The organism is Pseudomonas sp. B6(2017), from assembly GCF_002112765.1.
Lineage (GTDB): Bacteria > Pseudomonadota > Gammaproteobacteria > Pseudomonadales > Pseudomonadaceae > Aquipseudomonas > Aquipseudomonas piscis.
In genome coordinates this window covers 91,959-108,967 of sequence record NZ_NEIQ01000014.1, presented here as the reverse complement: position 1 = coordinate 108,967, position 17,009 = coordinate 91,959, and the positions used below count along the sequence as shown (strand labels likewise).

Genomic DNA, 17,009 nt, shown 5'->3' with positions numbered 1-17,009 from the left:
TCCACTTGAAGGCCCTGCGGGCCTTGGCGCAGCCTCGCAAGCTCGACAGCGGCTTCAGGTTCGCCCCGTGTCGCCGCCGCAGGGATGGCGCGACAAGAGCCATGGGGATTGGGCACACTGCGCGGCACGCAAAGGAGATCCGGCATGCTCAAGACCCTGGCGGTGGCCAATTACCGCTCCATCAACAAACTGGTGATTCCCCTCGCTCGGCTGAACCTGATCACCGGCGCCAACGGCAGCGGCAAATCCAATCTCTACCGCGCCCTGCGCCTGCTGGCGGAAACTGCCCAGGGCGGGGTGGTCAACGCCCTGGCCCGGGAGGGCGGGCTGGACTCGACCTTCTGGGCCGGGCCGGAAACCATCAGCCGACGCATGCGCAAGGGCGAGGTGCCGATCGAGGCTGGCGTGCGCTCCTCCAGCAAGCGCCTGCGCCTGGGATTCTCCGGCGAGGACTTCGGCTATGCCATTGCCCTGGGCCTGCCGGAACCCAGCCGCTCGGCATTTGCCCTGGACCCGCAGATCAAGAAGGAATGCATCTGGTCCGGGCATTTCTATCGCCCCGCCAGCCTGCTGGTAGACCGTGACGGCCCGTTGATCCGGGCTCGCCAAGGCCGGGCCTGGGACGTACTGGCCCAGCACACGCCGGAGTTCGACAGCCTGTTCGACCAGGTGGGCAGCCTGCGCACTTCGCCCGAGGTGCTGCACCTGCGCGAGTCCATTCGCCGCTGGCGCTTCTACGATCATTTTCGCTGCGACAGCGAAGCCCCGGCGCGCCAACCGCAACTGGGCACCCGCACCCCGATACTGCACCACGACGGCCGCGATCTGGCAGCCGCCTTGCAGACCATCCGCGAGATCGGCGATCCCCAGGCCCTGCAAGCGGCCATCAGCGATGCCTTCCCCGGAGCCCGCCTGGAGATCGACGCGCAACCGGGCGGGCGCTTCGCCATCGAGTTCTATCAAGAAGGCTTGTTGCGCCCACTGTCGGCGGCGGAGCTGTCGGACGGCACCCTGCGCTACCTGCTGCTGGTGGCGGCCCTGCTGACCCCGAGACCGCCAACGCTGATGGTGCTCAACGAACCGGAAACCAGCCTGCACCCCGACCTGCTGCCGGCGCTGGCGCGCCTGATCATCCGTGCCTCGGAGCAGTGCCAGGTGTGGGTGGTGTCCCACGCCCGGCGCCTGATCGCGGCCCTGCAGGAAGACCCGGAATGCAACTGCATCGTGCTGGAAAAGGAACTGGGCCAGACGGGCATCGTCGGCCAGCGACAGCTCGACGAGCCCGCCTGGTACTGGCCCGATTGAGCAGCCTCAAAAGCATCGCGGGCAAGCCTCTCTCCTAAGGTCTGCGTAGGAGCGAGGCTTGCCCGCGATGGCGTACTCAAGAGCGCTTCAAGCGCCCGGGGCGGATCACCCCTGCCACTTGCCGCCTTCGACGATCACGCTGTCGGGGTTGGTGTCGTCGCTCAGTTCCTTGCGCACGTACTGGTCGTACAGCTTGAGCAGGTACTTCTGCTCGCCCAGCTTGGCCAGCTCGGCGTTGACCCAGTCACGCAGCTCGGTGTTGCCCTTCTTCACCGCCGGGGCGATCGGCGCCTGCTCGCCCAGGGTCTGGGGCAGTACGCGGTAGCCCGGGTTCTGCTTGGACCAGCTGAACAGGATCAGGTTGTCCTGGGCGTAGGCATCGCCACGGCCATTGGCCAGGGCCTGCAGGGACTCGGTGTTCTTCTCGAACTTGAGCAGCTTCCAGTCCGGGTGGTTCTGGGTCAGCCAGATATCCGCGGTGGTGCCGGTGGTGACGATGGTGGTGCGGCTCGCCAGGTCATCCAGGCTCTGCACCGGGCTGCCCTCGGGCACCAGGGCCTGGACCGCGACCTTGAGGTTGGGGTTGGTGAATTCCACCGCTTCCTTGCGCTCGGGGGTCACGGTCATGTTGGCCAGGATCAGGTCGACCTTGTCGCTTTGCAGGAACGGAATGCGGCTGGCCGGCTCCACGGCGACGAACTCCACCTTGTTCTCGTCGCCCAGCAGGTCCTTGGCGAACTGCCGGCCGATGTCGGTATCGAAGCCCACGTAGCGGCCGGCCTCATCGACGAAACCGAACGGCGGCTTGTCGGTGAACACGCCGACGATCAGCTTGTCCCGGGCCTTGATCTTGTCCAGGTAGCTGGCCGCCGGCGCAGCGCTGGCGGCACTGGCCGCAGGCTTGGGGGCCTCGGAGGATTTATCGCAGCCGGCCAGCAGGGCCAGGCCGAACAACGGCAGCAACAACAGTGAAGACTTGATGGTTTTCATAAGAGCTCCAGTTCCTTTCTAGGGGCTTTCTTGGGTAATGCTTCGACGAACGAGAACTTCTCCAGGAACTGCTGCGCGCGAACGGTCTGCGGGTTCGTGAAGAAAGCCTCGGGGGTGTTCTGCTCGAGGATGCGGCCAGCGTCCATGAACACGATGCGGTCGGCCACGGCCCGGGCGAAGGCCATTTCATGGGTGACGATCAGCAGCGTCATGCCGTCCCGGGCCAGGCCCTGGATCACCTGCAGCACTTCCTTGACCATCTCCGGGTCCAGCGCCGCGGTGACCTCGTCGAACAGCATCACCTGGGGGTTCATGCACAGCGAGCGGACGATGGCGATGCGTTGCTGCTGGCCGCCGGACAGCTGCCGGGGAAACGCCTGGCGCTTGTCCGCCAGGCCGACCCGCTCCAGCAGCGCCTCGGCCTGGGCCTGGGCCTCGCGGCGCTGGCGCTTCTGCACCTTGAGCGGGCCGAGGAGGATGTTGTCCAGCACGTTCATGTGGGGAAACAGGTGATAGCTCTGGAACACCATGCCGATCTGCTGGCGTACCTGGCGCCAGTCGGTGGCCGGGTCCAGCAGCTCGCGGCCGGCAAAGCGCAGGTGGCCGCCCTGGGCGCTTTCCAGGCCGTTTAGGCAGCGCAGCAGGGTACTCTTGCCGCAGCCGCTGGGACCGAGGATGACGATCACCTCGCCCGACGCCACGCTCAGGTCGATGTCGCGCAGCACCTGCTGCGAGCCGAAGAACTTGGTGAAACCCTGGAACTCGATCAATGCGCTCATGCTTGCGTCCAGCGCCGCTCCAGCACGCGGGAGGCGGCCGATAGCGGGTAGCAGATGAAAAAGAAGAACAGGAACAGGACGCCGTAGATCAACACCGATTCGTAGGTGCGCTCGATGATCTGCTGGCCGACCTTGATCACGTCCACTACGCCGATCAGCACCGCCAGGGAGCTGGTCTTGATGATCCGTGTGTAGACGTTGATGGTCGGCGGCGTCATGCGCTTGAGGGCCTGGGGCAGCAACACGTGGCCATATAGCTGTAACGTCGACAGGCCGATGGACAGCCCCGCCTCGCGCTGGCCCCGGGGCAACGAACGCAGCGCCCCGCGCACCACCTCGCCGACCTCGCTGGCGCCCCACAGCGACAGCACCAGCACCGCACAGGTGAAGCTGGGAATGCTGATACCGAAGAAGATCGGGAAGCCGAAGAACAGCAAGTACAGCCAGACCAGCACCGGGATCGCCCGGAACAGCTCCAGGTAGATGCGCAGCGGTACATCCAGCACTCGCCGCTGCAGGCTGCGCAGCACGCCATAGAGCACGCCGCCCAGGGTGCTGAAGAGGATGCTCAGCAAGGAGATCGACAAGGTCTGCTCGGCGCCCCGGGCCAGTTGCGGCAGGGACACCAGCAGCAGCTCAAGACCCGAACTGGCCATGTTGCAGCCTCCTTTCCAGGTAGCCGAGCAACAGCGACAGTGGCAAGAACAGCAGCACGCAGATCAGCGTCAACACCGCCAGCATCTCGTAGGTCTTGTAGTACAGGGCGATGTAGCTCTTGGTGGTGTAGAGGATCTCCGGCACCGCCACCGCCGAGACCACGGTGGTCTCCTTGAGCAGGAAGATGAAGTTGGCGAACAGCGACGGCAGGCTGAGGATGCCTGCCTGGGGCAGGATCACGTAGCGCAACAGCTGCCAGCGCGACAGGCCGATGGAACGCCCCGATTCCAGCTGGGCCAGCGGCACCGCCTCGACCCCGGCGCGCAGCACCTCGGTGAGATAGGCACCGCCGAGGAAGGTCATGGTGATGATCGCCGCGGTGAAGCCGGAGACCTTGATCCCCAGGGCCGGCAGGGCGAAGTAGACGAAGAACAGCTGGATCAGCAACGGCGTGTTGCGCGCCAGCTCCACGTACAGGCCGATCAGGCGGTGCACATAGGGCGTACGGAACACCAGGAAGGCAGCGTTGATCAACGCCACCAGCAGGGAAGTGCCGATGGCGATCAGGCCGACCTGCAGGGTCACCCCCACGGCCTTGAGGAACGCCGGCAGGGTGCTGAGGATGAAAGCGTAGTCGAGGGTCATTGAACGTCCTGGACGTCGCCGGGATACGGCGACGGTGATGCAGTCCATGGGGCGATGGGTAATCGCCCGGCTGAGCGCGACTCTAAAGCTATAAAAAGCAGAATTTAAATACCGTTAAGGCATATTGATATCACCCAAAAACCTAACCCGCGGATTTGCCGGGCTGGCGTCGAGCGACTACCTTTTTGCCTGCCTGCCGGGTTCATGAGGACCGGGGCATTTCCCAGGACGCGCAGCTTCACAAGGACGATGACCATGGCCAATGAAAAGACTCCGCAACCGCTCGATCCCCATGACTTGCTCAAATGGCTCATGGCCTTGCGCCGGGCCATGCAGCCGGCAGGCTGACGCTGGCCAAAAATTGCGGGCAATAAAAAACGCCGACGCTGGCCTAGCCGTCGGCGTTCGAACCTTGAAGGGGTTGGTCCGGTGGACAGCCTAGCCCATCAGAAGGCCGGCAATACCGCGCCGCTGTATTTCTTCTCGATGAAAGCCTTCACTTCAGGGCTGGTCAGGGCCTTGGCCAGCTTCTGGATGGCCGGGCTGTCCTTGTTGTCCGGACGGGCCACCAGGAAGTTCACGTAGGGCGAGTCGGCGCCTTCGATCACCAGCGCATCCTTGGCCGGGTTCAGGCCGGCTTCCAGGGCGTAGTTGGTGTTGATCATGTCCAGGTCAACCTGGTCCAGGACCCGTGGCAGCATGGCCGATTCCAGTTCCCTGAACTTGAAGTTGTGCGGGTTCTTGGCGATGTCCTTCGGAGTGGACACGGCGTTCTTCGGATCCTTGAGTTCGATCAGGCCGGCCTTGTGCAGCAGGATCAGCGCACGCCCGCTGTTGCTGCCTTCGTTGGGGATGGCGATGCTGGCGCCGTCCTTCAGTTCGGCCAGGCTCTTGACCTTCTTCGAGTAGCCGCCGAAAGGCTCGACATGCACGCCAATCACGGTCTCCAGGTGGGTGCCCTTGCCTTCGTTGAAGTTCTTCAGGTACGGCAGGGTCTGGAAGTAGTTGGCGTCCAGGCGCTTCTGGTCCACTTGCACGTTGGGCTGCACGTAGTCGGTGAAGACCTTCACTTCCAGGTCCACGCCTTCCTTGGCCAGGGTCGGCTTGATCAGCTCGAGGATCTCGGCGTGGGGCACCGGGGTCGCGGCGACCACCAGCTTCTCGCCGGCCTGGGCGATACCGGCGCCCAGGGCTGCCGCCAGTGCGGTGAACAACAGAACTTTTTTCATGCGATGTCCTTAGATGTCGGGGTCCGACGACGGCTTCAAATAGGGAGTGGATCGGGATACTGGTGAAGTGCCACTGCTGGCGTGAACCGGACAATACCGAGATTTTTTATTCCCTAACAATATCTTTTTGGCAAGTACTTATGCCTTTTTTATTGGTAGTGAAAGGACAACTGCCTAGCCTGCCGGTACGCCTGGTTGCTCCATTACACAACGCCTGCGATCTATCGCTTACCGATTTCAATGGCAACCTTGGTAATGACCGACATCAGTGCCTTCTCCAGCGCACCATCACCTTCCAGGCTGGCGTAAATGTCATACCTCACTTCATGCTTGGAATTCATCCAGCGCAACCCGGTCTTCCTGACCCCGCCCACTACTTTTTCCGACGTTTTCACCAAGGGCTTGCCGGGGTCTTGAGGCTTGGCGTAATCATCGTCGTAAACAACTACACGCTGTGCCAGCTCAGGTTCATAGTGGGTCTCGTAGGTGACAACATAATCATCGCCGCACGAGTAAAGAGACATGACACCGTTCAAACCGCCTTCCTTCATCTCGACACCGGAGGGGGCTTCTTTGGAAAATTGACATCTCAACTTTTCAATTGCCGCTCTCGACTCAGATTTGAACCTGACGGCTTGAGATAGCCTTTTATCGGTCATCTGAGCGAGTGTGACCATCGAACTAAATTGTTCGAAGCTTGGAAAAGCCGATTTTCTCTCCGCCTCCCTCCTGGGTGAGGCAGTTCCTTTATCAAGGATCTTTTGAATATGTGTATTACTACTTAGAGGGCGAATCTCCAACTCGGCATCTGCCGAGAATGGAACGAGCAGCATGCTTATGCAAACCATCGACAAGCGCATCATTACCACTCCGTCAGATTGCAAGAGGTGGTGTAGGTTTCGAGGCAGGGCGAGCCATCAGCCACACTTGGCGACCAGCCAGCAGTACAGACATTGACAAGAAGATGATCCTGCTGGGCCTTGTAGTCAGGGTCGCCATACTTCCCGTCCGCATAATGGAAACCGTAGACTTCCCAATCCATGCCACACAATCCACAACCTGCATAAGAGCGCCAGGTACTGTCGGATTTATCGTAAAACTCCCTGTAACTGCCATCCACCGTATTGTATTGCACAGACGATGTTTCTAATTTCCATGTATGTATCGTGTCCCAACTGACCGATTCGTTGAAACCGAAACAGTTGGCACGCGAAAACATCGCTAGTTCAGTGAGATACGCATAGGCGTTGGGGGCCAGGGCAGATAGAAAAAGCACCGCGCAAGATACTTTTCTCATAAAGACTCCTTCAATGCTTGAAGCAGATCTTCTTTTCGAGAAAGGCTAATGCAAATCATTTGCAAGAACAAGGATTGCTTTCGCAACAATTCGGGTGTTCGCTCCTCTCTATCCCCCCAACCGCTGCGCAACCTTCTCCAGCACGGCCTTCAATCCGCTGCGCTCACTCTCACTTCCCCGCAGCAACACCTCTACTTGCCGCTCCAACTCACTTAGCGGTGACACTGTTTCCGGCAGGTTGAGGTGCTCCGGAAGGATTTCCCCACCATCGCTGACCAGCAGGGCAAAGTGCACCACGTTCTCCAGCTCGCGGGTATTGCCTGGCCAGCTGTGGCGCTCCAGGACCTGTTGCGCGGCTTCGCTGATCAGCGGCACCGGCAGGTCCAGGCGCTGGCTGTAGATCCCCAGGAAGTATTCGGCCAACGATTCGATATCCCCCACCCGCTCACGCAGGGCCGGGAGCTCCAGCTGGCCCTCGCCCAGGTAGCGGTACAGGCGCTCGTGGAACTTGCCCGCCGCCACCGCCTGGGCCAGGTCGATGCTGGTGGCCGCCACCAGGCGCACATCCACCGGGCTTGGCTGCTGCGCACCGACCCGGGTCACTTCGTGGTTCTCCAGGGCCGCCAGCAGCTTGGTCTGGATCGGCAGCGGCAGGTCGCCGATCTCGTCCAGGTACAGGGTCCCGCCATTGGCCGAGCCGAACCAGCCGGCCCGGCTGCTGGCCGAGCCGCTGAAGCTGCCCGCGGCGTAACCGAACAGCTCGGCATCGGCATAGGTCGGGCTGATGGCCCCGCAGTTGACCGAGACGAACAACCCACCACGATCGCTGGCGCGGTGGATATGCCGGGCCAGCAGCTCCTTGCCGGTGCCGGTCTCGCCACGGATCAGTACCGAGGTCGAACGCGGCGCCAGTTGCTCCAGCTCCTCGCGCAGCTGGCGCGAACGCGGATCGACGAACACCAGCGCCTTGGCGCGGATGCTCAGGGGGCTTTTCTCGGCATCGGGAAAGGTCAGCAGCGGCTGGCCGAAGGGGGTATGCGAACTCATGGCTGGCTCCCGCCCCAAGGCGCCTGGAGGCGGGGGCGTTTAAACGAAAGAAGAAAATTCAGGCACGACGCAGGGCGTGCTGTTCCATGCGGTTTTGCAGGCGGTAGAGATAGGCGAAACCCTGTTCCCAGCGATGGTGGCCGGACTTGACGTTGATATGCCCGGCACCGGCCAGGATCCCGGCCTCGGCGCCCCAGTCCCGGGCCAGCTCCAGGGCTCGCGCCGCGCTGACCGCGCTGTCGTTGTCCGAGCTGACCACCTGGCTGGGGAACGGCAGCAGGCCCCGGGGGATCGGGGCAAAATTGCGCAGCGCCGGGGCACAGGCCGGACGTTCCACATCCGCCGGCGCCACCAGCAGCGCGCCACGTACCTGGCGCAGGGCGGCCAACGGCGCCCGGGCTGCCCAATGGGCCACGGTGACGCAACCCAGGCTGTGGGCGATCAGGATCACCGGGGTGTCATCGGCGGCAATGGCCTCGGCCAGCGCGGCTACCCAGTCTTCCCGGCGCGGCGTCAGCCAATCGGCCTGCTCCACTCGCGCACTGTTGGGCAGGCTGCGCTGCCAGTGGCTTTGCCAATGATCTTCTGGCGATCCTTGCCAGCCCGGCACAATCAAGTAGCGAATGGATTCGTTGCGCATGGGGAACTCTCCTGCTGCGTGTCTGTTCCCGAACGAGTATAGGGAGGGGATTTATATTGGTTAAGGAATAAGAAGCTATTTATTAAGACTCATAAAGAATATAAACCCGCCCTGCTCCGCCTTGTGCAATCGCTGCCGCAGGCGCGCAGCGACCGCCAGGGAGCCCGTTCGACCGTACAGTTGAAGTGCCCTGCGGGCCTCGCTGCGCTCGACAGCAGCTACAGCGCCACAACAAAAAAAAGGCCGCACCCTGCCAAGGAGACGGCCTGAAAAGTCGTGGCTTTGTTGCTCGGTATCAGCGGGCGGTGATCACCGACAGCTTGGTGATGCCCGCACGCTCGATGGACGCCATGGCCCGGGCCACCTCGCCGTAGTTGACGCCATCGTCGGCCTGCAGCTGGACGCGGACTTCCGGGTCCTTCTGCTTGGCCGCTTGCAGGTTGGTTTCCAGGAGATCCGGCTGGATCTCGTCCTTGTTGATAAACAGCTTGCCGGTGCCATCGATGCTCACCACCAGCGGGTCCTTCTGCTCCACCGGGGCCACGGCCTCGGTCTTGGGCAGGTTGATGGGAATGGCGTTGGTCAAGAGCGGCGCGGTGACGATGAACACCACCAGCAGCACCAGCATCACGTCCACCAGCGGAGTGACGTTGATCTCGCTCAGCACTTCATCGCTGTCTTGGGTGGAGAAGGCCATGTCAGGAGGCCTCCTTCACTTTGTGGCCGGAGCCCTGGGCCGCGACCTTGTGCGCGGCCGGGTGGATCAGCACACGGAACGAACTCTTCTGCGCCAGGCTGTAGAAGTCATGGGCGAAGTCATCGAGATCGGCGGCGGTCAGCTTCAGGCGCCGCAGGAAGTAGTTGTAGACCAGCACCGCCGGCACGGCGACGGCGATCCCCACGCCAGTGGCCACCAGCGCCGCGCCAATAGGCCCAGCCACGGTTTCCAGGCTGGCCGAACCAGCGGCGCTGATGCCCTTGAGCGCTTCCATGATCCCCCACACGGTGCCGAACAGACCGATGAAGGGCGAGGTGCTACCGATACTCGCCACCACCGCCAGGCCCGTCTCAAGGGAGCGGCGCTCACGCACGATCTGCTGGCGCAGGGCGCGCTCGAGCCGGTCCTGGTGGTTGATCGCCTGGCTCAGGTCGGCGGCGTGGGAGGCATCGCCCACCTGGATCGCCGCGTAGCCGGCCTGGGCCACTCGCGCCGCCGCACCGGGCTGGGTTTCGCTCAGGGGCGCGGCGGAGTCCAGGCTCGATGCCGCCCAGAACTGATTGTGGAACTTGCGATCCTGGGCCTTGAGGCGGGCGAACTGCACGCCCTTGACCAGGGCCAGGCCCCAGGTAGCGACGGAGAAGACCACCAGCAGCCAGATCACCGCGCTTTCGATGGATTCCAGTGGAGATGCCAGTAACGTCATGATGTGTTCCCTCTATAAGCGTGTGGATCGGGCCTTGCGGCTCAATGGATCTTGAAATCGATAGGTACGCTGACCCAGCCGTCCTGGGCCACGTCGCCCTGCTTGGCCGGGACGAAGCTCCAGCGCTTGACCGCGGCCAGGGCCGCATCGTCGAGTTGCTGGCGCCCACTGCTCTTCTGGACCTGGATCTCTCCCGGTTTGCCGCTGGCCAGCACGTGCACCCGAAGCAGCACCGTGCCTTCCCAACCCCGCCGCTGGGCCAGGGACGGATACTCCGGCGCCGGGTTCTTCAGGTACGCGGCGCTGGCCGAGGCCGGCGTCACCGGAGCGGGAGCCGGTGGCGCGGGTGGAGCCGGGGCAGCGACCGGCGCAACCGGTTGCGGCGCTGCCGGAGCCTGTTGCACCGGTTTGGGCGCGGGCTTGGGTTCGGGCTTGGGCAGCGGTTTTGGCTTGGGCTTGGGCACCGGCTTGGGTGGCGGCGGCTTCACTGCCAGCTCATCCTCCACCGGCGGCGGTGGCTCCACTACCGGCTGGACCGGCTGCGGTGGCGGCGGCTCGACCACCGGTGGCGCCGGATGCGAGAACTCGATGGTCATGGGCGGGATCTCCGGCGGCACGATGGGCAGCACCGGAGTAGGCTTCTGGCTCACCCAGTAGATCACCGCGCCGTGCAACACCAGGGCCGCCACTCCCAGGAGAATCGCCTCGCGCCGGCGCAGCACCCGCTTGGGTGTGCGTTGCAGCCGAGCCTGGCCCAGCGGCAAGCGATGCGGCCGGCCAAGATCGACCAACTCGCCGCTCGGTGCCTGGCGCCACGGCACCTCCTGCGCGCTGGCGACGGTCTGGACATTGCCCATTGATTCACTCCCTACGATCTTCTGCGGATAACCGGCACCAGCGCTCTGACTCCCCCACGCAACGGTGCCGTGGGGTCCATGATCCGCGCCCCTCGCTTATCTCTTAAAGTAATCTTTCAAGTTATATATAGACCCACATGGAATATACAAAACTCGTGAAACCCTGCAGGCCGCGTGAATCAAGGGCTGCAGCCACAACAGCGAAAGCCCATGCCTTGCCGGCATGAAAAATATTCCCGCAAGGCATCGAAAACACCTGGATACCCGCCTCGATACAACTAACCAGAAACACCGGCCCACAACTAAACTCAAACTACAGGCACGACAAAGCCGCTGGAAAATCACGCAAGTTTCATATCAACTAACGGATATCCAGCGGCTGTCAGTTATCGAACTCGTTACTGCTTGAGGAATTCACCACTCAAGCCGACCACATCACCGCTGAAGTTGCTGCGGGCTCCGGAAGCGCGCAACCGAGCGTAGTTGTGATCGGCGGAAAACAGCGCCCAGGCCTGGTAGCCATAGCCATCGTTGTAGCCGGAAACGTTGATGATGGTGGGCTGGCCGGTGCTGTTCTGGAAGTGGTAATGCCCGGCGACGCTGTACTTGACCCCGGCCTGGGTCAACTCTCCGCTGAACGAACCGTTGGAATCGTTGCCGTCGGTCACGACCAGGCGGGCGTCGGCGTTGGAGTTTACATAGGTGCCATTGATGCTCGACATAGTGCTGGTTTCCTTATGCAGTTAAAGGTTTCTTCCAATGAGGCAAGTTCAAGAAGAACTCACGAAACCAGCATGGCCGGCACCCGGAAAGTTGTCCAAGACAAACTTGACTTAAAACTAATCAAATAGCTATAGAGTCCAGCACGGCCCATATAAGCTATATCCACGCCAAGGCAACTTATAACTTTCCGGCCGCCAGCACTCGCAACTGCTCCTGCAATGCCTTGCCTGCCCGGCTCAAGCCGCTGCCGGCATACAGGGCCAGGCGCACGCCCTGGATATCCGGCAGGCCGCTGTCGGCATCGAGGATGCGGTGCTGCTTGCCCAGCACCCGCACCGGCAGCAGGCTGATCCCCAAGCCTGCGCCCACCGCCGAACAGACACTGGCCAGGCTGGCGCTGGAATAGGCGATGCGCCAGGGCCAACCGCCCACCTCCAGGTGATGGAGCATTTCCTGGCGGTACAAGCCCCCCACCGCAAAGGCCACCAAGGGCAGCGGTTCGCGACCGAAGGCCGGTTGCCGGAGGCTGTCGGCCCAACACAGCGGCTCGGGCCAGGAGTCCAGGCAGTCCTCGCCATGGCCCATCTGCTTGACCAGCAACAGGTCGAACTCGCCACGCCGGTATTGGCGCAGCAACTCCGGCCCCAGGCCGCAAGTGACCTCCAGGCGCACCGCCGGGTAGTCGCGGCCAAACCGTGACAGCAACGGCATCAGGCGCTCGGCGGCATAGTCTTCCGGCACCCCCAGGCGCAGCACCTCTTCGCTGCGCTGGTTGATCAGCACGTCGCTGGCCTCTTCGTGCAGCGCCAGGATGCGCCGGGCATAGGCCAAAAGCCGCTCGCCCTCGACCGTGGCCGCCACCCGGCGCTGGTCGCGGTCCAGCAACTGGCAGCCCAGGCTCTCCTCCAGGCGCCGCACCTGCTGGCTCACGGTGGACTGGGTCAGGTGCAGGCGCTCGGCGGCGCGGGTGAAGTTCTGGCAGTCGGCGACCGCCACGAAACTGCGCAACAACACGGGATCGAACATCGCCAAACCATTCTCATAGCCACTGATTAGCATGATTATATTTAATTTCAGAATACCCGGGGCCTTGCCCATACTCGTCGCTCATCAGTCGGAACGGGAGGTTTGCATGGGGTTCAACCTGTCCTTCAAACGCGGCCTGTTGGCCGCCGGTCTGCTCACGGCGGGAGTGGTAATGGCCAGCGACAATGCATTGCTCGAAGCGGTACGCAACGGACAGTTGCGGCAAGTACGCGAGCTCATCGCCCAGGGCGCGCCGCTCGACGACCGGGGCCTGGATGGCAGCAGCCCGCTGCTGCTGGCCACCCGCGGCAACCAGGTGGAGATCGCCCGGGCGCTGATCGAGGCCGGCGCCGACGTCAACCGCAAGAACCTGATGCAAGACAGCCCCTACCTGCTGGCCGGGGCCAGCGGCCACGACGAGATCCTCAAGCTGACCCTGGCCCATGGCGCCGACCTCAAGAGCACCAATCGCTACGGCGGCACGGCGCTGATCCCGGCCTGCGAGCGCGGCCACGAGACCAGCGTGGAGTTGCTGATCGCCGCCGGGGTCGATGTGGACCACGTCAACCGCCTGGGCTGGACCTGCCTGCTGGAGGCGATCCTGCTCTCCGATGGCGGCCCGGCGCACCAGCGCATCGTCAGCCGGCTGATCGCCGCCGGCGCCGACCTGAACCTGCCGGACCGCGCCGGGATCAGCCCCCTGCGCCATGCCGAACAACGCGGCCAGGAGGCCACTGCCCAACTGCTGCGCGAGGCCGGGGCCTCCTGAACTCGCGCGGCGCACGCCGGAGATTTGCATGCATAACGATCAACACTTCCTCGAACGAGCCGTGGCCCTGGCCCGGCGCAACGTCGAGCAGGGCGGCCGGCCCTTCGGCGCCTTGCTGGTACGCGACGGCCAGGTACTGGCCGAGGCGGTCAACGAAATCCACCTCAGCCAGGACCCCACCGCCCACGCCGAACTGCTGGCGATCCGCAGCGCCAGCCAGCAACTGGGCCCGCGCCTGGACGGCTGCGTGATCTACGCCAGCGGCCAGCCCTGCCCGATGTGCCTGGCCGCCATGTACTTGTGCGGCGTATCCCGGGCAGTGTTCGCCGCCAGCAACCAGCAGGCGGCGCCGTTCGGCCTGTCCACCGCGGCGATCTACGAACAACTGGGCCAGCCCCTGGCGACCCAGAAGCTGCCTGTGCAGCACCTGCCGCAGGCGGCGATGAACGCTATCTACCAGGATTGGCAGGACCGTCATGCCGCGCACTGAATCGGCGTTCAAGACCTTCGCCGGCTGGGCCTTGCTGGTGTGCCTGGGGCTCAACCTGCGGCCGATCCTCAGCTCGGTCAGCCCGCTGCTGGGGCAGATCCGCGAAGCCACCGGCATGAGTTTCCAGAGCAGCGCCTGGCTCACCAGCCTGCCGGTGATCTGCATGGGCCTGGTGGCACTGCTGGGCGTACGCATCGAAGCGCGCCTGGGAGAGCGCCACGGGGTTTCCCTGGGCCTGCTGCTGGTGCTTTTGGCCTGCCTGGCGCGCCTGTACTTCGGCCAGGCGCCAGCCCTGCTGGCTTCCGCCCTGCTGGGCGGTGCCGGCGTCGCGCTGATCCAGGCCCTGGTGCCGGCGCTGATCAAGCGCCAGTTCCAGCATCGAGTGGCCCTGGCGATGGGGGTGTATTCGGCCTCGCTGATGGGTGGCGGCGGGCTCGCCGCGCTGCTCAGCCCACAGGTGGCGCTGCACTTCGCCAACTGGCAGGTGGGCCTGGGGGTCTGGCTGCTGCCGGCCATGGCGGCCCTGATGCTGTGGGCCTGCCTGCCCCTTGGCGCCGCCCGCCGCCAAGGCTCCCGAAGCGAGAGCGACAGCCTGTGGAACAACCGCCGGGCCTGGCTGCTGGCGTTGTACTTCGGCCTGGTGAACTGCGGCTACATGAGCATGGTGGCCTGGCTGCCGGCCTACTACCTGCAGATGGGCTGGAGCGCCACGCTGAGCGGTTCGCTGCTGGCGTTCATGACCGTGTTCCAGGTCATCGCCGCGCTGTTGATGCCGGCCCTGGCCCAACGCAGCGTCGACCGCCGGCCCCTGCTGGGCATCAGCCTCGCCTCCCAGGCCCTGGGCTTTCTCGGCCTGGTGCTGTGGCCACTGCAAGCACCGCACCTGTGGGTGGCGCTGATCGGCTTCGGCCTGGGCGCCTGCTTCGGCCTGAGCCTGATCCTCACCCTCGACCACCGCCGCGACCCCCGGGAAGCCGGGCAACTGGCGGCCTTCGTCCAGGGCGTGGGGTTCTTGCTCAACGCTGTCTCGCCCTGGCTCACCGGCTGGCTGCGCCAGGTCACCGGCGAGTTCACCAGCGCCTGGTGGGTGCTGGTCGCCGGTGCCGTAGCGATGCTGCTCCTGACCCGCATCTTCAGCCCGTCCAGCTACCAGCCCAGGGCCAGTTTCGACACCGCCGCACAAGCTGCATGAGCCTGGGGCCGGGTCCAGCAGGCGACTCGTGCCGAGCCGTGCGCAGCCTGCGCCAGCGGTTACACAGAACCCTGTAGCCGCTGTCGAGCGGCGCGAGGCTGCGACCGAGCCCACAGCGCCCGCAACACCCAGCGCCGCGGTACGACAGGCAAACCCTGGATAGCGGCCACAGGCCGGGACTCGATGGAGGGGACCAAAGCAATAGACGTTGGGGGTCGGGGAATTATTAGTGAAATAAATTATTGTAATTCGATAATTATTTATAAATAATCCGCCACCCCCACAGCTTTGCAAGGAATACCCGATGCCCCTCCAAAACAATGGTTCTGCCCAATACCGGTTACGCCGGGTCGGCATGCTGGCCGCGATCCTGGCCTGGGTCATGGGCATCGTGGAAATCGGCGGCAACGCCGGGCTCTGGATCTACAGCAAGGACCAGGTCCTGGGCGCCCTGCTCGGGGTCTTCGCCGAACACTGGCCACGCCTGCTGGAAGCCGACTTCAAGCCCTCCACCCTGAGCTTCACCCTGCTGGTGATCCTGGACTTCCTGCCACTGCTGCTGTCGAGCTTCGCCCTATGGCTGACCGGGGTGTTCTTCATGCGCCTGTCTCGGGGGGAAACCTGGAGCGATCGCAACATCCGCATCCTCTGGCGCGTAGGCATGCTGTGGATCATCGCCCCGGCCACTTTCCCGATGATGGAGACCCTGCAAGGCCTGGCCCTGTCCATCGACCTGCCGCCCGGCGAACGCATCCTGCAGATCTCCGCCGGCTTCTCGTCCTACGCCGCTTACGAGGTGGTCAAAGGAATCTTGCTGTGCTCGTTTTCCATTATCATGCGCGACGCGAAAATCCTCAGTGATGAGCACAGTCACTACATATAGAACAATGAGATGACCATTATCGTTCGGCTTGACGTTGTCATGGCTAAAAACAAGATTCGCTCGAAAGAGCTGGCCGCCATCCTGGGCATTACCGAGGCCAATCTGTCGTTGCTGAAAAATGGCAAGGTCAAGGGGATGAAAATCGAGACCCTCGACAAACTCTGCGCCGCACTCGACTGCCAACCCGGCGACTTGCTGGAGTACCAGGCAGACTGAGACTGCGTCTCCCCCTTCGCGTGTGTTTGATCGAGTCCAGACCGTTAAAGCCTGTTCCAAGCCCTCCTGTATCCAATGGCTGACTCATGACTCGTACTCTGCTCTACCCGCTGTTGCTGCTCGTCTCCCTGTTGACCGGCTGCGCCAACAAACTCGACGTGGCGATCGACGCCACCCCCGCCCAAGACTACTACTTCGATCGCCAGGCTCCGGTACTGGTGACCGTCAACGGCGCCAAGGATGCCCAGGCCCTCAAGGCCAGCTACTACCTGCGCGACATGGTCGCCGCCCTGCATGGCATGGGCTTCACCAAGGTGTATACCGAGTCGGCATTGCCGAAGGATCATCCACCGTTTCGCATGAACATCGCCCTGGATGTGGGCAGCAAAAGGACCAGCTACCGCTACACCGCCACCGACTACGCCTCGGTGCCCAGCAGTACCAAGACCACGTGCATGCCCGGCAAGCACCAGCAGACCGTGTGCACCAGCACGCCGACCATGTCTTACCGCGCCGTCGGCTCCTCGGAGCGCACCGCCTACACCACCCTCTCGACCTTCAACATCAAGGCCAAGGACGAGCAGAGCCGGCGCACGGTGTTCGTACTGCGGGCCTCGTCCTATAACGAGGATTGCCAGGACGCCAAGATCGAGGATTTCCTGGTGCAGGAAAGCCTGGACAACCTGGACTTCCGCAACCGGGTCCAGCGCAACTACAGCGTGACCCTGCCCGAAGGCCAGAGCTGCAAATAAGCGCCTACCGCGCACCAGGCGACGCGCCTACAATCGCCCCTCGATGCCGTCCCCCATCGGGCGGGCACGGCCCTTGAGCACAAGGTGC

General features: G+C 63.4%; 21 protein-coding genes. 7 read left to right on the top strand and 14 right to left on the bottom strand.

Annotated features, from left to right (window positions below; all coding sequences use genetic code 11):
- The first annotated feature begins 144 nt into the window (after positions 1 to 144).
- Complete coding sequence (locus CAG11_RS23165) at positions 145 to 1,305, top strand: AAA family ATPase (RefSeq protein ID WP_085598107.1); 1,161 nt, start codon at positions 145 to 147, stop codon at positions 1,303 to 1,305.
- 105 nt (positions 1,306 to 1,410) lie between these two features.
- On the opposite strand, the gene CAG11_RS23160 is transcribed toward CAG11_RS23165, so the two are convergent.
- The 14 genes from CAG11_RS23160 to CAG11_RS23100 form a co-directional block, all read right to left on the bottom strand.
- Positions 1,411 to 2,295: a transporter substrate-binding domain-containing protein gene (locus CAG11_RS23160; protein WP_085598106.1), complete on the bottom strand. Its 885-nt coding sequence runs from the start codon at positions 2,293 to 2,295 to the stop codon at positions 1,411 to 1,413.
- Positions 2,292 to 3,074 carry an amino acid ABC transporter ATP-binding protein gene (locus tag CAG11_RS23155; RefSeq protein ID WP_085598105.1) on the bottom strand — a complete coding sequence of 261 codons (783 nt, stop codon included), beginning with the start codon at positions 3,072 to 3,074 and terminating at the stop codon, positions 2,292 to 2,294. Before CAG11_RS23155 ends, CAG11_RS23160 begins: the two co-directional genes overlap by 4 nt.
- Positions 3,071 to 3,730: an amino acid ABC transporter permease gene (locus tag CAG11_RS23150; RefSeq protein WP_053132748.1), complete on the bottom strand. Its 660-nt coding sequence runs from the start codon at positions 3,728 to 3,730 to the stop codon at positions 3,071 to 3,073. The genes CAG11_RS23155 and CAG11_RS23150 overlap by 4 nt, the downstream gene beginning before the upstream one ends.
- The gene (locus CAG11_RS23145) at positions 3,711 to 4,376 is read right to left on the bottom strand and encodes an amino acid ABC transporter permease (protein ID WP_053132750.1); all 666 of its coding nucleotides are present in this window, start codon (positions 4,374 to 4,376) and stop codon (positions 3,711 to 3,713) included. The genes CAG11_RS23150 and CAG11_RS23145 overlap by 20 nt, the downstream gene beginning before the upstream one ends.
- A gap of 446 nt (positions 4,377 to 4,822) precedes the next feature.
- A complete protein-coding gene (locus CAG11_RS23140; protein ID WP_053132753.1) occupies positions 4,823 to 5,605 on the bottom strand; it encodes a MetQ/NlpA family ABC transporter substrate-binding protein in 783 nt (260 codons plus the stop codon).
- Between the two features lie 221 nt (positions 5,606 to 5,826).
- On the bottom strand, positions 5,827 to 6,468 hold the full coding sequence (locus CAG11_RS23135) for a hypothetical protein (RefSeq protein WP_085598104.1): 642 nt from the start codon (positions 6,466 to 6,468) through the stop codon (positions 5,827 to 5,829).
- Complete coding sequence (locus CAG11_RS33320) at positions 6,468 to 6,902, bottom strand: hypothetical protein (RefSeq protein WP_143494741.1); 435 nt, start codon at positions 6,900 to 6,902, stop codon at positions 6,468 to 6,470. Before CAG11_RS33320 ends, CAG11_RS23135 begins: the two co-directional genes overlap by 1 nt.
- A gap of 108 nt (positions 6,903 to 7,010) precedes the next feature.
- A complete protein-coding gene (locus tag CAG11_RS23130) occupies positions 7,011 to 7,949 on the bottom strand; it encodes a sigma 54-interacting transcriptional regulator (protein ID WP_085598103.1) in 939 nt (312 codons plus the stop codon).
- Between the two features lie 58 nt (positions 7,950 to 8,007).
- The gene (locus tag CAG11_RS23125) at positions 8,008 to 8,589 is read right to left on the bottom strand and encodes an alpha/beta hydrolase (RefSeq protein ID WP_085598102.1); all 582 of its coding nucleotides are present in this window, start codon (positions 8,587 to 8,589) and stop codon (positions 8,008 to 8,010) included.
- 295 nt (positions 8,590 to 8,884) lie between these two features.
- Positions 8,885 to 9,286 carry a biopolymer transporter ExbD gene (locus CAG11_RS23120; RefSeq protein ID WP_053132759.1) on the bottom strand — a complete coding sequence of 134 codons (402 nt, stop codon included), beginning with the start codon at positions 9,284 to 9,286 and terminating at the stop codon, positions 8,885 to 8,887.
- A gap of 1 nt (position 9,287) precedes the next feature.
- A complete protein-coding gene (locus CAG11_RS23115; RefSeq protein ID WP_053132762.1) occupies positions 9,288 to 10,013 on the bottom strand; it encodes a MotA/TolQ/ExbB proton channel family protein in 726 nt (241 codons plus the stop codon).
- Between the two features lie 41 nt (positions 10,014 to 10,054).
- Positions 10,055 to 10,870 carry an energy transducer TonB gene (locus CAG11_RS23110; RefSeq protein ID WP_085598101.1) on the bottom strand — a complete coding sequence of 272 codons (816 nt, stop codon included), beginning with the start codon at positions 10,868 to 10,870 and terminating at the stop codon, positions 10,055 to 10,057.
- A gap of 398 nt (positions 10,871 to 11,268) precedes the next feature.
- The gene (locus CAG11_RS23105) at positions 11,269 to 11,592 is read right to left on the bottom strand and encodes a hypothetical protein (RefSeq protein ID WP_053132768.1); all 324 of its coding nucleotides are present in this window, start codon (positions 11,590 to 11,592) and stop codon (positions 11,269 to 11,271) included.
- A gap of 178 nt (positions 11,593 to 11,770) precedes the next feature.
- Positions 11,771 to 12,619 carry a LysR substrate-binding domain-containing protein gene (locus CAG11_RS23100; protein ID WP_085598100.1) on the bottom strand — a complete coding sequence of 283 codons (849 nt, stop codon included), beginning with the start codon at positions 12,617 to 12,619 and terminating at the stop codon, positions 11,771 to 11,773.
- Between the two features lie 106 nt (positions 12,620 to 12,725).
- Between CAG11_RS23100 and CAG11_RS23095 the strand changes: the two genes are divergently transcribed.
- The 6 genes from CAG11_RS23095 (at position 12,726) to CAG11_RS23070 (ending at position 16,921) form a co-directional block, all read left to right on the top strand.
- On the top strand, positions 12,726 to 13,388 hold the full coding sequence (locus CAG11_RS23095) for an ankyrin repeat domain-containing protein (RefSeq protein WP_085598099.1): 663 nt from the start codon (positions 12,726 to 12,728) through the stop codon (positions 13,386 to 13,388).
- A 28-nt stretch (positions 13,389 to 13,416) separates the two neighbouring features.
- Entirely contained in the window at positions 13,417 to 13,878 is a 462-nt protein-coding gene (locus tag CAG11_RS23090; protein WP_022643918.1) for a nucleoside deaminase, read from the top strand.
- Positions 13,865 to 15,070: a CynX/NimT family MFS transporter gene (locus tag CAG11_RS23085; protein ID WP_085598098.1), complete on the top strand. Its 1,206-nt coding sequence runs from the start codon at positions 13,865 to 13,867 to the stop codon at positions 15,068 to 15,070. The genes CAG11_RS23090 and CAG11_RS23085 overlap by 14 nt, the downstream gene beginning before the upstream one ends.
- Before the next feature lie 304 nt (positions 15,071 to 15,374).
- On the top strand, positions 15,375 to 15,953 hold the full coding sequence (locus tag CAG11_RS23080; protein WP_022643916.1) for a hypothetical protein: 579 nt from the start codon (positions 15,375 to 15,377) through the stop codon (positions 15,951 to 15,953).
- A gap of 9 nt (positions 15,954 to 15,962) precedes the next feature.
- Entirely contained in the window at positions 15,963 to 16,169 is a 207-nt protein-coding gene (locus CAG11_RS23075) for a helix-turn-helix transcriptional regulator (protein ID WP_022643915.1), read from the top strand.
- Between the two features lie 86 nt (positions 16,170 to 16,255).
- Positions 16,256 to 16,921, top strand: coding sequence for a hypothetical protein (locus CAG11_RS23070; RefSeq protein ID WP_022643914.1), 666 nt, complete (start codon positions 16,256 to 16,258; stop codon positions 16,919 to 16,921).
- The last annotated feature ends 88 nt before the right edge of the window (positions 16,922 to 17,009 follow it).

Coding starts and splice junctions, on each gene's coding strand:
- CAG11_RS23160 (WP_085598106.1), bottom strand. CDS start 2,295: ATGAAAACCATCAAGTCTTCACTGTTGTTGCTGCCGTTGTTCGGCCTG.
- CAG11_RS23150 (WP_053132748.1), bottom strand. CDS start 3,730: ATGGCCAGTTCGGGTCTTGAGCTGCTGCTGGTGTCCCTGCCGCAACTG.
- CAG11_RS23080 (WP_022643916.1), top strand. CDS start 15,375: ATGCCCCTCCAAAACAATGGTTCTGCCCAATACCGGTTACGCCGGGTC.
- CAG11_RS23075 (WP_022643915.1), top strand. CDS start 15,963: ATGACCATTATCGTTCGGCTTGACGTTGTCATGGCTAAAAACAAGATT.
- CAG11_RS23105 (WP_053132768.1), bottom strand. CDS start 11,592: ATGTCGAGCATCAATGGCACCTATGTAAACTCCAACGCCGACGCCCGC.
- CAG11_RS23155 (WP_085598105.1), bottom strand. CDS start 3,074: ATGAGCGCATTGATCGAGTTCCAGGGTTTCACCAAGTTCTTCGGCTCG.
- CAG11_RS23100 (WP_085598100.1), bottom strand. CDS start 12,619: ATGTTCGATCCCGTGTTGTTGCGCAGTTTCGTGGCGGTCGCCGACTGC.
- CAG11_RS23130 (WP_085598103.1), bottom strand. CDS start 7,949: ATGAGTTCGCATACCCCCTTCGGCCAGCCGCTGCTGACCTTTCCCGAT.
- CAG11_RS23145 (WP_053132750.1), bottom strand. CDS start 4,376: ATGACCCTCGACTACGCTTTCATCCTCAGCACCCTGCCGGCGTTCCTC.
- CAG11_RS23095 (WP_085598099.1), top strand. CDS start 12,726: ATGGGGTTCAACCTGTCCTTCAAACGCGGCCTGTTGGCCGCCGGTCTG.
- CAG11_RS23070 (WP_022643914.1), top strand. CDS start 16,256: ATGACTCGTACTCTGCTCTACCCGCTGTTGCTGCTCGTCTCCCTGTTG.
- CAG11_RS23120 (WP_053132759.1), bottom strand. CDS start 9,286: ATGGCCTTCTCCACCCAAGACAGCGATGAAGTGCTGAGCGAGATCAAC.
- CAG11_RS23135 (WP_085598104.1), bottom strand. CDS start 6,468: ATGATGCGCTTGTCGATGGTTTGCATAAGCATGCTGCTCGTTCCATTC.
- CAG11_RS23115 (WP_053132762.1), bottom strand. CDS start 10,013: ATGACGTTACTGGCATCTCCACTGGAATCCATCGAAAGCGCGGTGATC.
- CAG11_RS33320 (WP_143494741.1), bottom strand. CDS start 6,902: ATGAGAAAAGTATCTTGCGCGGTGCTTTTTCTATCTGCCCTGGCCCCC.
- CAG11_RS23085 (WP_085598098.1), top strand. CDS start 13,865: ATGCCGCGCACTGAATCGGCGTTCAAGACCTTCGCCGGCTGGGCCTTG.
- CAG11_RS23125 (WP_085598102.1), bottom strand. CDS start 8,589: ATGCGCAACGAATCCATTCGCTACTTGATTGTGCCGGGCTGGCAAGGA.
- CAG11_RS23140 (WP_053132753.1), bottom strand. CDS start 5,605: ATGAAAAAAGTTCTGTTGTTCACCGCACTGGCGGCAGCCCTGGGCGCC.
- CAG11_RS23090 (WP_022643918.1), top strand. CDS start 13,417: ATGCATAACGATCAACACTTCCTCGAACGAGCCGTGGCCCTGGCCCGG.
- CAG11_RS23110 (WP_085598101.1), bottom strand. CDS start 10,870: ATGGGCAATGTCCAGACCGTCGCCAGCGCGCAGGAGGTGCCGTGGCGC.
- CAG11_RS23165 (WP_085598107.1), top strand. CDS start 145: ATGCTCAAGACCCTGGCGGTGGCCAATTACCGCTCCATCAACAAACTG.